The sequence below is a fragment of the Rossellomorea sp. NPDC077527 genome (assembly GCF_044542955.1).
In the GTDB taxonomy this organism is placed as follows: Bacteria; Bacillota; Bacilli; order Bacillales; family Bacillaceae_B; genus Rossellomorea; species Rossellomorea aquimaris_E.
Map to the genome: position 1 here is coordinate 1 of NZ_JBITVL010000004.1, position 15863 is coordinate 15863.

The window sequence follows — 15863 nt, forward strand, 5'->3', positions numbered from 1 at the left end:
AACGTAAAGTTTATGTTCCTGTGTAAACTTGGCCATTGGTGCGGGCACCTCCTATTGTTGATTGGGGTGTCCAACAATAGGGGTGCAGCTCAAAAACGCTTCCGGGGTCTCGACACGCCCGTTTTCCGTAGGAGTCTACGCAGTTCCCTTCACCCTCTAGAGTAGTAAGTGGTTGACAGGGCATAATGATTTGTGACCATCAGTTTAAAAAGAGTAAAGGATTATTAAATAAAATCAGTCACTGCAACGAATGAAAAAGCAGTGGCATAAGCAACCTCCACATTTCCTTTATGATAGTCAAAGTTTTCGTCAGTTGATTGGAGCGGAAGGTGCTCGACTCCTGCGGGAAACGCTGGACAGGTGAGACCCCGCAGGCGTAGCCGAGGAGGCTCACCGCCAGCCCCGCGGAAAGCGAGCACCTGTAGCGGAAATCAACCGCCACTCGCTACATCCAAAAGCAACAATGTTTACGAAAACAGCCTTTAATAAAAACGGATTGATTGACTATAAAATTCATTTGTATTATATTAATTGACGGGTCAATGATTGACCTATCAATTAATAAAAAGGAGGAGGATGCTATGTCCAATTCGTGTAGACAAGAAGAGAAGATCATTGTTCAACTCAATGATATATATAAGCAAATGAGTCCGAAATTTGAACGCTGCACTGGAATCAGTCAATCTCGACTGGAACTGTTGCACAGGTTGTTCGAAGTGGAAGAAATCAGTCAGACAGCCCTTCAACGCGAAGTGAATATTGACAGTGCGGCGGTAACCAGGCATTTAAAACAGCTTGAAGGTAAAGGGATGGTAGTGCGTCGGAAAAACCCTGACGACAACCGGTTTACATTCGTTCGCCTGACGGAAGAGGGACGAATGAAGATAAATGCCTATCGGGAAGAAAAAGAAATCTTCATCTCTAAAGTATTTAAGACGTTCACAAAAGAGGAACGTTCCGTTTTATCAAATATGCTTAATCGTATTCAAGTCAATGTGAAAGACATTGAATCGTAAATAATAGTGAAACAAAAAGGAGAATGCATCATGAACCAAACAAAAATCAATGACTTCAATGAAATTATCACGGGGCGCCGCTCCATCCGAAACTATGACCCATCAGTGAAAATCAGCAAAGAAGAAATGACAGAAATTCTCACGGAGGCTACTCTTGCTCCATCATCCCTTAATCTTCAGCCGTGGCGTTTTGTTGTCATTGACAGCGAAGAAGGAAAGGCAACCCTTGCTCCACTTGCAAAGTTCAATCAAACGCAAGTCAAGACATCTTCAGCCGTTATTGCAGTATTTGTAGATATGAACAGCTTGGATTATGCAGACGAAATTTATAATAAGGCCGTCGAGGAAGGATATATGCCAGCAGAAGTAAGAGACAGACAGCTCCCTGCTATTAAGGATTTACTTAAATCAGTTCCCGTCGAAATGTTCAGGGAAATGAATCTTATCGATGCTGGCTTGGTTTCAATGCAGCTGATGCTTGCTGCTCGAGCCCACGGATATGACACAAATCCGATTGGCGGCTATGAAAAAGATCAGATTGCCGATGCTTATGGCATGGATAAAAACCGCTACTACCCAGTCATGCTAATTTCAATTGGGAAAGCGGCAGATGCAGGATATAAATCCGTCCGATTACCAGTTGACTCCATCACAGAATGGAAATAATAATACGAATAGAGGAGAATTAAAATGATTATCATTCACGCTGAATTTCAGATAAACCCTATTAAAGAACAGGCATTTTTAGAAGAAATCCGTCCCCTTGTCTCTTCCTCCAGAGACGAGGAAGGGAATATCTCATACGATTTAATGAAAGATACCGAAAGAGATCATGTCTATACTATGGTTGAAGTATGGAAAGACTCAGCAGCCGTAGAGAGTCATAATGGGAGTGACCATTTCACATCATTCGTAGGAAGGGCTCCCGAATATTTAACCGCACCACTAAATGTGAAAATGTATGATGGAAATAAAATCGAGAAATAAATTTTACAGAAGCATCCGGCATTGGCTGGGTGCTTTTTTTATTAATGAAAAATGATTCAGAGCGATTCAAAAAGTTCAGTCCTCCTCTATGCTTGTGATTTTCTTTCCGGTCTTGGTGAAGCAGGGAGGATTTTGAAGAATAAAAAGGAATTTACAGGAATTAACGAGAATTATTCATTGAAAGGAGTTTTTTAATGTCAGTCAGGTTGCGAGTAGACGCACAAAATACTCTGGGGGAAAGCCCTTGTTGGGATCCTGAAAGAAATATGTTCTTATGGGTGGACATTATAGAAAAGAAGATCTTCCGCTTACATACTCTGAAAGATGAGTTGGATGAAGTCCGCTTGAATCAATCCGTAGGCTGTCTTTCTCAGACCAACAGTGGACGCATGATCCTTGGACTTCAACACGGCATCCATTTTTACGATTGGGAAACGGGTAATCTAGAAAAGGTCGTGGATCCGGAAAGTCACATAGAAGAAAACCGCTTCAATGATGGTAAATGTGATCCAGCCGGCCGCTTTTGGGCTGGAACGACCGATAATACAGGGGTAGATGGGAATGGGGCTTTATATGTTGTAGACTCAACCCTTCAAATTACCAAAAAGGTCGATAACGTGGGCACTTCAAACGGTCTTGCGTGGTCACCGGATCACCGCTTTATGTACTTTATCGATACTCCTACGAAACAAGTGGTCCGATATCGATATTTTCTAGACACCGGTCATATTGAAAACCCTGAAGTGGTGATCCAATTCCCTGTTGGTGCAGGATTGCCTGACGGAATGACAATCGATGAAGAAGGAATGCTGTGGATTGCCCATTGGGGAGGGAAGGGGATATCCAGGTGGAATCCACATAACGGCAAGCAGCTGGAATTTATTCCGGTTCCCGCAGTGAATGTGACGTCTTGTGCGTTCGGTGGTGCGGATCTCGATGAACTTTATATTTCCTCTGCGAGAACGAGAATGACAGATGAACAGTTGACTGACTATCCACATTCTGGAGGGGTCTTTACATTCAAAACGAATATTAAAGGTATAAGGAATTTTGTGTTTAATGATAATTCATTAAAATAAATATACATAATAATATTATGTAAACTAATAGGAGTGATTTTTTAATGCCAGCAGATATTTGGGCAAAAGTCGATCAATATTATTCTACTAAACTGCAAAAAAAAGATGTAATCATGGAGTCGGTGCTACATGCAAATAGTGAAGCAGACCTGCCTGCAATCGATGTATCCCCGAATCAGGGAAAATTCCTTTCATTGCTTGCCCAGTTAAAAGGGGCGAAACGAATTCTGGAAATCGGGACACTCGGAGGCTACAGTACGATTTGGCTTGCCAGGGCATTACCGGAGGACGGCCGGCTTGTGACACTCGAGTATAGTGAAAAACATGCAAAAGTCGCAGAACAAAACATTCTAAAAGCCGGTGTAGAAGAAAAAGTGGAAATCAAAGTTGGCGCTGCACTCGACACCCTGCCTACACTTCAAGGCACATTTGATTTCATCTTCATAGACGCAGACAAACAAAACAATGCCAACTATTTAAAATGGGCACTTCAATTGTCTCAACCAGGGGCGGTCATCATTACCGATAATGTGGTTCGCGGTGGAAGAGTGATAGATAAAGATAGTGAGGATGAAAGCGTTCAAGGAGTACGAGCATTTGTAGAAATGTTATCGCAAGAAGACCGAATCGATTCGACGGTCGTGCAGACAGTTGGATCGAAGGGGTACGATGGATTTGTAATGGGAATAGTGAAAGAATAGAAAAATCCCTATTGTACTTTCCTGAATTATCCTGTAAAATGGATAAAAATTTCAAATTATACATGTTTTGATGGGAATCAGTAGTGACTTATCTCCCTGTCTTAGAGAGCTGATGCCGGGTGAAAATCAGTACACAGATGAGCACGAATTACCTCCTTGAACTTTCTTTGTGAACGAATGAGTAGCAGAGAACGGCCGGTCCGTTATCCGAATAGAGTGGAAGAGAGATCTTCAATTAGGGTGGTACCGCGTTAACCACGTCCCTTTTTTATAGGGGCGTGGTTTTTTGGTGTTAAGGAACCGAGAAGGTAGTGGTGGAGAGTAGCTCAAATAGTTTTAACGGCGAAATTTGGAATATATCGGCGGAAAATTTTATTTAACGGCGAAATCGAGAATATATCAGCGAAATCTTTAATTTAACGGCGAAATCGAGAATATATCGGCGAAATCGTAATTTTAACGGCGAAATCGAGAATATATCAGCGAAATCTTTAATTTAACGGCGAAATCGAGAATATATCAGCGAAATCCTAATTTTAACGGCGAAATCGAGAATATATCAGCGGAATCGTAATTTTAACGGCGAAATCGAGAATATATCAGCGAAATCCTAATTTTAACGGCGAAATCGAGAATATATCAGCGAAATCGTAATTATATCGGCGAAATCTCCAATTTATCGGCGAAATCTCCAATTTATCGGCGAAAATGTCAATATATCAGCGAACCGCCACAACATAATAACAACTCAAAATCTCTTCTTTGAGTCAACAAATTCACCCATTAACAACTAGGAGGAAAGATGATGGATCATAAATGGGAATCACTATCAAAAGTTCAGCAGCTCGAAGTCGAAAGGCAGCTGGCACAATATCAGAATGGCGTGCATGAAATCATTCCAGAAGCAGAATTAAAGCAAAAACTGATAAAGTCAATTTCAACGGGCACTCCGTTAAAAATCAAGCTGGGTCTGGATCCGACGGCACCCGATGTTCATATCGGCCATACTGTTGTACTGAATAAATTGAGGAAGTTTCAGGAAAACGGTCATATCGTGCAGCTCATTATCGGTGATTTCACCGGGAAAATCGGAGACCCCACCGGGAAGTCAGTTGCGAGGAAGCAGCTCACAAATGAAGAAGTGAAGAGGAATGCCCGGACTTACTTTGAGCAATTTGGCAAAGTCCTGGACAAGGAGAAGGTGGAGCTTCATTACAATTCAAAATGGCTGTCGTCACTTGATTTGGAAGATGTCATTCACTTATCTTCAAAGATCACCGTCGCGCGATTGATTGAACGAAATGATTTCTCGAACCGGCTGTCAGAAGGGAAGCCAATCTCACTTCATGAATTTTTTTACCCATTGATGCAGGGTTATGATTCCGTTGCATTGGAAAGTGATGTAGAGCTTGGTGGAACGGATCAGCAGTTCAATGTCCTGATGGGGAGACATCTACAGGAACATTACAATCAGGAGAAACAAGTGGTCATACTACTTCCATTACTCGAAGGTCTTGATGGGGTCGAGAAGATGTCCAAATCAAAGCATAACTACATCGGAATTGATGAAGATCCCAATCAAATGTTTGGGAAGACGATGTCGATACCTGATGAATTGATTGCAAAATACTTTCATCTCATAACAGATTTTTCATTGGAAGAGAAGGTGAAGATCGCTGGTGAAATTCGTGATGGATCAATTCACCCGAGAGATGCCAAAATTCTTTTAGGAAAAACGATTGTGAGAATGTACCACGGAAAAGACGCAGCCGATCAGGCAGAAAACCAGTTCAAGGAGATCTTTCAAAAAGGGGCAATCCCTGATGATATACCTGAGCAGGATTGGCCTGGTGAAGAGAAGGTTTCCATTATCGATTTACTAGTGGCTTTAAACATGCAAAGTTCAAAGAGTGAAGCGCGCCGGATGATCCAAAATGGAGGCATCAGGATCAATGGTAAGAAGGTGTTGGATGTTCAGACAGAAGTGGATGTTGCAGATGGAATGGTCGTACAGGTGGGGAAAAGGAAATTTATACGACTGAGATGGGACAATGAGTAACACTTCTTGATCATTTGGAGTCTTTTCGCTAAAGCTATTTTACAGGAGAGGGATGGATGCTTACATGAAAGAACTATCTACTAGGATCAAAGACTATGCAGAGAAAAATGATTTTTCAGGGACTGTGATCGTGAACAATAAAGGAATATCTCTGGTGGAATCTGCATTTGGGTATGCCGACCGCAGTAATGAACGTGAAAATACGGTCCATACGAGATATGGAATTGCTTCAGGATGTAAATTATTTACGGCTGTGGCCATCTGTCAGCTTGTTGAAAAGAAATTGTTGTCATTTCAAACGAAGTTGAAGGATTGCCTGCCCAACCATTTTCCACATTTTAATGAAAATGTGACCATTCAGCAATTATTGACACACTCGCCTGGAATTCCGGATTATTTTGACGAGGATGAGATGGATGATTTCGAGGATTTATGGAAGAAGATTCCCATGTACCATGTTCGAAGTGGAGAAGATTTTCTTCCATTATTTCAGGACTTACCTATGAAGTTTCCTCCTGGTGAGAGCTTCCATTATAACAATGCAGGATATATCATTCTGGGGTTGATAATCGAGAGGCTCTCTGGAATGAGTGTGCAGGAATACATCGAGAAACATATCTTCATTCCAGCGAATATGAATGGTTCGGGATATTTCCTTCTTGATCGCTTACCTAGGAATACGGCCATCGGCTATATTGAAGAAAAAGACAACACCTGGAGAACCAATTCCTATTCGATTCCCATCCAGGGTGGGGCAGACGGAGGAGCCTTCGTGACGGGTCCCGATATGATCTCGTTTTGGGAAGCTTTATTGGCAAATAAGCTTCTGACAACAGAAAATACTGTGCGGATAACCGAACCCCATGTCAACGTGAAGGTAGGGGTGGACTACGGCTATGGAATGTGGCTGAATCTACCTGATAAACATCACATTATGGGATACGATCCAGGAGTAAGCTTTCATTCTGCGTTTTACCCGGAAACCGATACCAAAGCAGTTGTATTATCAAATAAAAGTTCCGGAGCTTATGGTGTTTTACAATTGATAGAATCCTATTTCAATAGTAATAAAGGGGTATAGACTGTGAGTTCAGTTAGAATCGAGAAAGCACATATCGAGGACGTTTCTGTCCTTACCGCTGTTCAAACGAAAGTGTTCGATGCTGAAAAAATGAAATGGTTTCCAGATCGGACTGGAATCGTGGATACTAACATTCAGCCACCGGGCTATGATTCAATAGAAATGAATACTTATATGTTAAAGGAATTGGATTATTTTAAGGTCGTTTTTGAAGGGGGCATCGTTGGTGGGCTGATTCTTACGGTCATTGGCAGACGCCATGGACGGGTCGATCGGATATTTATTGATCCTGCATATCAAGGGAAAGGAATCGGATCAACAGTGATTAAGCTTATGGAACGTGAATATGCACATGTGGTGTCCTGGGAACTTGAAACTTCGAGCTTACAGCTGAACAATCACCGATTCTATGAAAAAATGGGATACCAAAAATTATTCGAATCTCCTGATGAATACTGCTATGAGAAAAAAATGAATGATGCGAACGGTTCGGGAGGTAAACCAAGAGAACTGACAATCTTTGGTGACATTATGAAAGACGTGGATCTTTCCGGACATCAGTTGGAACATTGCAGCGTGGAGAGAGCCGACTTCTACGGGATCAACGGGAGTTATGCCACATTTAGCAACAGTAGTATGACGGGAGTACAGTTTAGCAATTGTAACCTGGAAGGATCCCGTTTTCAAAATATCAACTTCAAAAAAGCACTAATCGCTGATCTCAATCTTTCGTATAGTGAATTCGCTCACGTCTCTATAGGAGGCTTACATGTTCATGATACTAATCTTGGTGATGAAGGAGAGCCGATAACGTTTGAACGATGTGTTCTTGAAGGATCCAAGTTTGAAAACTGCAGTTTAAAGAATGTTGACATTTCTGACTGTGAAATATCGGGGATGAAAATTGATGGGATTTTGGTGGAGGACTTGTTGGAAGCTCACGCACATAGAATGAAAAAGTAGTACAGGTACAAACACCCATTTTTTCTTCTAGTCATATTATAAGTATTGACTGGATAAAAGAGGTGAGAATTAAAATGAATCCATATCATTATTACCGTCAATTCAAGCCTTTCAACCTGAATGGCAACTACCGGGTGCCAGAAACTCATTTCCTGGTGGATGATCTCCAAAAAGCCATCAATGGCGAATACAGTGCGATTGCCTGCTATAAAAAGCTTTCGGCTCTTGCTCCTACTGAGGAAGAAAGACTTCGAATCCTTGAAATTCGAAAAGATGAAAAACGTCATTTTAAAGCATTCAGTGATATCTATATGAACTTAACCGGAGTCGAGCCGCGTCCTCAATTGCAGGAAGGTTGTCCGGATCGATATTACGATGGACTCCGATTTGCCTTTAAGGATGAACAGGAAACGGTTGATTTTTATCATGAGATTTCAAATGGGGCACAGGATGTCTATATAAAGGAAACATTTCTTCGAGCTGCAGCAGATGAACAGAATCACGCTGTCTGGTTTTTGTATTATTTGACGATGAATAAAGGAAGGAGAAATACTCTCCGACAAGCCGATTATGGAGCAAAAGGGGCTCTTGCTGCCCCGTCGCTTACGGTTCCTCAAATGCTTATATATGCCATGCAGGATGAATATCTGGCACAGGCAAGATACGATCGGATCATTCAGAATTTCGGCAATGTCCCTACTTTTATGAGAATTAAAGAAGCAGAGCTCCGTCATATTTATGCATTGCAGACATTATTCCAGCAATATGGACTCCCTTTACCGGAAGATCAGTCACAATCGTATGTGACCACACCGGAATCAATAAAAAGTGCCTATAGCGCTGGGGTGGAGGGAGAAGTCGATAATATTTCGATGTATGATACTTTTCTTGCCTACCCGCTTCCTCAGGATGTGCGGGTCGTCTTCACACAGCTGAGGAATGCTTCGCAGAATCACCTTGCAGCATTTGAGAGGGGATTAGCAAGAGTATAGAATAGAAATAATAGGCGGCTGGCTGATTCCTTGGGCAGTCGCCTATCTCTCTTTATTCGATATCCGTTGGGTAGTGTAGGTGGTCTTGAACTTTGTCTATAAACAATGAGCCATTACTGCTAATGACTGCATAATATATTTCCCTGAGTGCTAGTCCTCTAGTGCGGAGTTCCTTATCCAGCCAATCTTTACTGTAATGTGGGGTCAGGTTTTTGTCTATAATTCTTCCATCCATGATCAGTTCTACAGGGAGTGAATTTGAGGTGTGAGTTGGAAGATGAAGGTCCAATTTCGTTACATTCTGAAATTGGTCTTTCTTTTTAATGGAAAGTTCACCACTGACTTCCAATAGTGCATAATCAACTTCAGAGATGTCAAACACACCCTTTTCCCTCAAGTGTTGATTCAAGTCATCTAACGTAAATTTTATTTTCTTCATATTGTCTTCTAGCACTTTCCCTTTCTCAATGATGACTGTTGGGCATCCGGATATCCATTGTCTTAATGTTCTACTGTGAGATGTCATTAATAGCAGTATGTAATATAAAGTAAACAATGAGAAAAAGGAACCGAGAATTTCAGTGAAATCAAGGTGGGTATTGAAACCCATATTCGCAATTAAAGAACCGATCGTAATGGATAAGGCAAAACTAAAATGAGTTTTATGAGAGTTAATATGCTTGCCAATCACCAGCGTCACCAGAATTAATAACATAAAGCTGATGATTGTTCTGATGATAGAGAATAGTATCCCGTCCATACATAACATCCTTTATGTCCTTTTGTTTTTCATAGTATGAACCAAAATGTGGTATGTATTTACGCATCTCTTGATTATGAAGTGAGTGAAGAATAAAAATCAACTCATGAAATCCGCGTTCCAGCTATGATCTATTTAAAAATTTGTCACAAAAAAGAGATAGACGATGCATCGTCTATCTCTTTTCTTATTTGAACACGCCGAATGGTTTACCAACCGGAAGCGTTTCTTTCCCGAAGTGGGTATTTAAGACACTTGCAGCTGAACCATAAAAACTGAACAGAGAGATAAATAATTCTGAGATGGCCGCCAATTTGTGCATGGCTTCAGGTGCAATTCCTAACGTAGAAAGGGAGAGTCCAATAAATAAGAAATCAATAAGGACAAAAATGATGAATAAGACCTTATGCGTTTCCATGGCGCCAACCGTCATGAAAATACTGAATATCAGATACCCGATATATGCAATTCCCAACTGCTCTGGATCGATTGCAGCCGCTGCTTTTTCTCCGAATACTCCAAATGAAATCAACCAGGACGTTCCGACTCCAAGCCAGAATAAGCCAAATGCCCCGAAGGCCGTCATTCCAAATGTGTTATTGTGCTTGGCATCCCCGAAGCTTGCCATCAGTTGAGCAATTCCTCCAAGGAATATCGCCCAAGGTAAAATGAACGAAACGCCGTCTGTCCATCCGAGTTTTGCCGAAGAGGCTACAAGGGTGACCATAGCCAGACCGAAAAGCCCGAGAGCAGAAGGATCGGCCGTTGCCATTTGTACCCGCTGAGTGTTTTGTGTGTGATTCATGATGATACCTCCTATTAAACATACTTGACTAATTTACATGGAAAAGTCACTGTATGCAATAGAAAAAATGATGTAAGCGAAACTTTCATAAATGGATTGCAGTGAGAGACAGGTCGTAGATTAAGTCCATATAATTGTGTAAAAAGAAAGAGTCATTTTATTCCTTCTTGTCAACACTGTTTTCAACCACGATAAACAATGAGAAGAGGAATAAAATGACTCAATTACAGTTTAACCTAGATTTGGATTCTTTAAAAGAAGCAGTGATTAACTCTAATATCGAAACCGTTGTAAGGTCTGCCATCGTTCTTGTTTTAAATGAATACATGGAAAGGGAGAGAGACCAATACCTTAAAGCAGCCTCTTACGAACGATCTACTGATCGTATAGATTATCGTAATGGCTACTATGAACGAGACTTTACAATGAGTGTTGGAAAAGTCAAATTGAAGGTGCCACGAACCCGTAATGGAGATTTTTCGCCTTCCGTATTTGAAAAATACTCACGGTGTGATCAAGCGTTTGTCCTTTCTATGATTGAAATGGTGATCAACGGTGTTTCAACTCGAAAGGTTACTCATATTGTAGAACAGCTTTGTGGAGAAACAGTTTCTAAATCATTCGTTTCTTCCCTGACTCAAAAGTTAGATCCTATCATTAATGATTGGGCTAAGCGACCTTTGAACGGAAATTATTTTCCATATATATTTGTAGATGCCATGTATGTAAAAGTCCGCGAACACCATCGTGTCGTTTCAAAAGCCGTCTACATTGCGACAGCTTTATCAGAAAAAAATAATCGTGAGATTTTAGGCTTAATGGTCGATCATGCCGAGAGCTACGAGAGTTGGAGTAGATTCTTTCAACAGCTGAAATCCCGCGGTCTACAATCCCCTAAGCTCGTGATTTCAGATGCCCATAAGGGCCTTCAAAAGGCGGTCCTACGTGAGTTTATTGGGACCAGTTGGCAGAGGTGTAATGTACATTTTAAACGAAACATCATCCAACACCTCCCAAAGAAAGATTCTAAAGAAATTAGAACCATGATAAAGAGGGTGTTTGAAGCTGTCAAAATTGAAGATATGAGGAACTTTAAAGAAGAGCTGATGAGTCAATATAGCGAGGATACCAAATATGAAAAAGCGCTGGCCATTTTTGATGAAGGCTTTGAAGATACCATTCAGTACATGGACCACCCTGATGAAATTCGGCCGCATATCCGCAGCACCAACTGCTTAGAACGTTTGAACCAAGAGGTTCGAAGAAGAGAAAAGGTCATACGGATTTTCCCTAACACGCAGTCAGCCTTTCGATTAGTCGGAGCCGTTTTGTTCCATTATCAACAAACTAATTATTCAAAGAGAAAATCCTTTTAGTAAGTTCTAAGCATTTTTGAATGAAACTTCCCATTCAAATGGTTTCATATCCAGGTCAGGCTGTCAAAGTGAAGAGCCTTTGACAGCCTGACCTGGATATGAAGGAATATCTTCAGGGAAGTTTCGCAAAAAAATGTTGAATTGAATAGTTATAGCTGATTAATAGTTGAAAAAGACAAGTAAGGAATTTACACAATATTAAGGACTTGACTCAGGTCGTATCTTCTAATTCGCTGATAAATTGGATATTTCGCTGTTAAATGGAAAATTTCGCTGATATATTTTAATTTCCGCTGATAAAATGAAAATTTCGCTGATAAAGGCTCTCATCGTCCGTTCATCGCTTCTCTGAACCCACATGAAAAACAGAAATCCTGGAAGATCTCGCACAAGATCATCCAGGATTTCTGTTTCTACCCACCAGAACATTCAATTCACAACAAAAAAACGCATGAAGTGAGTGAATCCTACATACATATCAAATGGGGACAAATATTTCCTCTAAAAGGAGGTGAGATGGATGGAGCAATACTATATTTTCATGCTCATGTTCCAAGCGGGAAGCTTTATCATTTCGTTATTGAACCATATTGAAAAGTAGAAAGCTCCAAGAATCTTTTCCGGACTATGACTGGCCTCATAGTTCGGATTTTTTTCTGAAGGATTCCTTTCCCTATAAGGTATGTCAAGATTCCCGATATTATACGTTTCTATGAAAATAGTAATTCCATCTCATTGTTTCTAAATCCTCTCTTTGTTGTTATCATAAGAATTAAACAATACTCACGGAAGGAATCAGTCTCTTGAAGATCATACATGAAAAACTTATAAAAGATCGATGCGGTACCGTTTCTTACAAGCGGGGAGAGGCGTATTACCAATCCCATAAAGTGAAGATAGAAGTATCGACTGGCAATCATTATGAAGCGACAGTTATCGGGGAGGAAGAGTTCCATGTTTCCGTTCATGAAAATGGCGTCGGCGGAATAGAAGCCCACTGTACCTGTCCGAAGCTTGCATCATTTAATAAAGATTGTCAGCATATTGCAGCTGTCCTGTTTGCCGTTCAGCATCATCAGAGATACATGGTGAATTCTGAAGGTAGTGTGTCAGAGGATTTTTTCACCCTGTTCCAAGAAGATTCCTTCCGTAAAACGGGAAAGCTTCGTCATTTTGAAAACAGACAGACCTTGAAGAGTGAATTCCTCATTAAACCGATTTCACACAAGAACGGCGAAGAGGAAATTGTAATCGAGCTCACGATACAGGATATAAAGGTACACGGGCTCCGATCGTTTCTAGCCAGTTTGAACGAAGGAAAACCGATCCACCTGTCAGATTCCTTTATCTTCAATCAGGAGTTTCATTGCTTTGAAAATGAAACGGATGCTGTACTTCAACAGTTGGTGGCATTTTCGAAAGGATTCTCAAAGGAACATAGTGATTACATGACTATTCCTCCATCTTCCTGGAAGCAGCTACTACCAGTATTGATGAAAAATAACCTTGTGAAGATACAGCAAAATAACCAGCTCTATAAGGGAATGAAGGAAACGGAACTTCCCCTTCCGTTGACATTCCAATTTGAACAAGATATTCACGGCCATTTTTCATTAGATGTTTCCGGATTACGGAATATGACAGTTTTGAATGAGTATCAAACTGTCTTTCATGAAGGAAAGATCACCCAACTCGACAACATGGACTGCAGACGACTGTCTGAAATAAAGCGACTCCTCGACCGTTCAGGAACGAACCTTATTTCGATTCCTGAATCCCAGATTGGTTTCTTTCTTGATAAAGTGGCTGTCGGGTTGAAAAAACTGGGTGAAGTGAAGATTTCAGAAAGCTTAGGACAAAAGTTGGGATCAGCGCCACTGGTGGCGAAATTATATCTCGACCGAGTCAAAAATCGCCTTTTGGCTGGACTTGAATTTCATTATGATCATGTCGTCATTCACCCCCTTGAAAACAGGGAACCTCCATCTGGTTCTCTTCTTATCCGTAATGTGGAGAAAGAAGACCGCATCCTCGAATGGATGGATGAATTTTCGTTCGGAAAGACGGAAGGCGGCTATTTTTTACATAACGAAGAATTAGAATATGAGTTCTTAACCTACGGTGTGACGAAGATTCAGAAACATGTTCAAATCTATGCGACAACGGCAGTAAGAAATAGGGTATCCAAAGGGAGCCATACCCCGAAAATCCGGATTAAAGTGAAAAAGGAACGAATGAACTGGCTTGAATTCACATTTGAAATGGATGGAATCCCTGATAGACAGGTGATGGAAATCCTCGGGGCGCTGGAAGAAAAACGGAAGTATTATCGGATGAGAAACGGATCACTGCTGTCACTGGAGTCAAAGGAATTTCAAGATATTCAGCGGTTCCTCTATACTTCACAAGCCGAGAAGAATGATCTGGTGAAAGGACTTGAGCTTCCTTTTTATCAAAGCATGGATCTTCTTGATTCAGTAGATGCCAAGAAAACGTTCATACTGGAGGATTCATTTAAAGAATTCTTCCGGCAACTCATGGACCCAGACAGTGTTGAATGTTCAGTTCCTTCTACAATGAATTCTCTACTGAGGGATTACCAGAAAACAGGGTATCGCTGGATGAAGACGCTATCTCAAAATGGAATGGGCGGGATACTGGCGGATGATATGGGACTAGGGAAAACGATTCAAAGTATTTCGTTCATCGCGTCGGAACTCGAATCGATCAGGTCAAGGAAACTCCCGGTTCTGATTGTGTGTCCCTCCTCCCTTACGTATAACTGGCAAAATGAATGTGTGAAATTTGCTCCGAATATCCGTACGCTTATCATAGATGGGGACAAGGCACAACGAATGAAAAAACAAACGAAATGGAAGGATGTCGATGTGATCATCACAACCTATCCTTTACTTCGCAGCGACACTAAATGGTATGAGGATAAGGAATTCCATACAGTGTTTTATGATGAGGCACAGGCATTTAAAAATCCTCTTACGCAAACGGCAAGAAGTGTCAAGAAGATACAGGCCTCGAATCGATTCGCATTGACCGGAACACCTGTGGAAAATTCCCTTGAAGAGCTATGGTCCATCTTTCATGTTGTATTTCCTCAGTTATTCCGTGGATTAAAGGATTATAGCCGCCTCACAAGAAAAGAGATCGCGAAAAGGATCAGACCCTTTGTTCTTCGCAGATTGAAAGAGGATGTATTATCTGAGATTCCAGACAAAGAAGAAATCATTGAATCCGTAGAACTTCTTCCAGGGCAGAAAGAGTTGTATGCAGCCTACCTTGCTAAACTGAGACATGACACCATGAAGCATTTGGATAGGAACACCTTAAGGAAGAATAAGATCAAAATTCTCGCTGGGCTGACCAGACTGAGGCAAATATGCTGCCATCCGGGATTATTTGTTGAGGACTATCACGGCTCATCGGCAAAATTCCTTCAGCTCATGGAGATGTTGGAGGAAGCCAGATTGTCAGGAAGACGGGTATTGATTTTCTCCCAGTTTACGAAAATGCTTGAGATGATTGGAGGGGAACTTTCTGGAAAAGGACAGCCATACTTTTACTTGAATGGAGCAACTCCATCAGAGGAGAGAGTTAAGATGTGCGATCGATTTAATGAAGGAGAACGAAATCTTTTTCTTATTTCTTTGAAGGCAGGTGGAACGGGGCTGAATCTTACCAGTGCAGATACGGTCATTCTCTATGATACATGGTGGAATCCTGCAGTTGAAGATCAGGCAGCCGACCGTGCCCACCGGATGGGCCAGAAAAATACGGTTCAGGTAATCAGGCTCGTTGCCAAAGGAACGATCGAAGAGAAGATGAACGAACTTCAGGATAAAAAGAGGCACATGATACAGGAAGTCATGAACCCGGATGAAAAGCTTGTACAAACCTTAACCGAGAATGAGTTAATGGAGATTTTATCCATTCATCACCAAACAAGTCAATAGAAGAACAGATTCTACATGATTTAGGAGATACAAAAAACAAATAACCTTGATCAATTTGATCCAAGGATGGTTCCTC

Annotated in this window: 14 protein-coding genes and 1 other annotated feature; of the genes, 12 read left to right on the top strand and 2 right to left on the bottom strand. The window is 41.2% G+C overall.

Annotated features, from left to right (window positions below; all coding sequences use genetic code 11):
- Window positions 1-581 precede the first annotated feature (581 nt).
- From ACIGG7_RS14345 to ACIGG7_RS14385, 9 genes are all read left to right on the top strand, one after another.
- Complete coding sequence (locus tag ACIGG7_RS14345) at window positions 582-1016, top strand: MarR family winged helix-turn-helix transcriptional regulator (protein WP_224940924.1); 435 nt, start codon at window positions 582-584, stop codon at window positions 1014-1016.
- A 30-nt stretch (window positions 1017-1046) separates the two neighbouring features.
- Window positions 1047-1682, top strand: coding sequence for a nitroreductase family protein (locus tag ACIGG7_RS14350; protein WP_224940923.1), 636 nt, complete (start codon window positions 1047-1049; stop codon window positions 1680-1682).
- Window positions 1683-1706: 24 nt separating this feature from the next.
- Window positions 1707-2003: a putative quinol monooxygenase gene (locus tag ACIGG7_RS14355; RefSeq protein ID WP_397550057.1), complete on the top strand. Its 297-nt coding sequence runs from the start codon at window positions 1707-1709 to the stop codon at window positions 2001-2003.
- 194 nt (window positions 2004-2197) lie between these two features.
- A complete protein-coding gene (locus ACIGG7_RS14360) occupies window positions 2198-3082 on the top strand; it encodes an SMP-30/gluconolactonase/LRE family protein (RefSeq protein WP_397550058.1) in 885 nt (294 codons plus the stop codon).
- 44 nt (window positions 3083-3126) lie between these two features.
- Window positions 3127-3783 (top strand): O-methyltransferase, encoded by a 657-nt coding sequence (locus tag ACIGG7_RS14365; protein WP_397550059.1) that lies wholly within the window; start codon window positions 3127-3129, stop codon window positions 3781-3783.
- A gap of 58 nt (window positions 3784-3841) precedes the next feature.
- Window positions 3842-4051: a binding site (T-box leader), on the top strand.
- 537 nt (window positions 4052-4588) lie between these two features.
- A complete protein-coding gene (tyrS, locus tag ACIGG7_RS14370; RefSeq protein ID WP_397550353.1) occupies window positions 4589-5842 on the top strand; it encodes a tyrosine--tRNA ligase in 1254 nt (417 codons plus the stop codon).
- A gap of 64 nt (window positions 5843-5906) precedes the next feature.
- Window positions 5907-6923: a serine hydrolase domain-containing protein gene (locus ACIGG7_RS14375; RefSeq protein WP_397550060.1), complete on the top strand. Its 1017-nt coding sequence runs from the start codon at window positions 5907-5909 to the stop codon at window positions 6921-6923.
- Window positions 6924-6926: 3 nt separating this feature from the next.
- On the top strand, window positions 6927-7886 hold the full coding sequence (locus ACIGG7_RS14380) for a GNAT family N-acetyltransferase (protein WP_397550061.1): 960 nt from the start codon (window positions 6927-6929) through the stop codon (window positions 7884-7886).
- A 74-nt stretch (window positions 7887-7960) separates the two neighbouring features.
- The gene (locus ACIGG7_RS14385) at window positions 7961-8878 is read left to right on the top strand and encodes a ferritin family protein (RefSeq protein ID WP_397550062.1); all 918 of its coding nucleotides are present in this window, start codon (window positions 7961-7963) and stop codon (window positions 8876-8878) included.
- Window positions 8879-8930: 52 nt separating this feature from the next.
- Here the strand turns inward: ACIGG7_RS14385 and ACIGG7_RS14390 are convergent, their stop codons facing one another.
- A complete protein-coding gene (locus ACIGG7_RS14390) occupies window positions 8931-9638 on the bottom strand; it encodes a DUF421 domain-containing protein (RefSeq protein ID WP_397550063.1) in 708 nt (235 codons plus the stop codon).
- A 187-nt stretch (window positions 9639-9825) separates the two neighbouring features.
- The gene (locus ACIGG7_RS14395; protein ID WP_397550064.1) at window positions 9826-10443 is read right to left on the bottom strand and encodes an acetate uptake transporter; all 618 of its coding nucleotides are present in this window, start codon (window positions 10441-10443) and stop codon (window positions 9826-9828) included.
- Between the two features lie 215 nt (window positions 10444-10658).
- Here ACIGG7_RS14395 and ACIGG7_RS14400 point away from each other — a divergent pair, with 215 nt between their 5' ends.
- The 3 genes from ACIGG7_RS14400 to ACIGG7_RS14410 all read left to right on the top strand — a co-directional run bounded on the left by ACIGG7_RS14400 (window position 10659) and on the right by ACIGG7_RS14410 (window position 15787).
- Window positions 10659-11819: an IS256 family transposase gene (locus ACIGG7_RS14400; protein WP_397550065.1), complete on the top strand. Its 1161-nt coding sequence runs from the start codon at window positions 10659-10661 to the stop codon at window positions 11817-11819.
- A 520-nt stretch (window positions 11820-12339) separates the two neighbouring features.
- Entirely contained in the window at window positions 12340-12420 is an 81-nt protein-coding gene (locus ACIGG7_RS14405; RefSeq protein WP_224941345.1) for a putative holin-like toxin, read from the top strand.
- A gap of 202 nt (window positions 12421-12622) precedes the next feature.
- Window positions 12623-15787: an SNF2 helicase associated domain-containing protein gene (locus ACIGG7_RS14410; RefSeq protein ID WP_397550066.1), complete on the top strand. Its 3165-nt coding sequence runs from the start codon at window positions 12623-12625 to the stop codon at window positions 15785-15787.
- Window positions 15788-15863 lie beyond the last annotated feature (76 nt).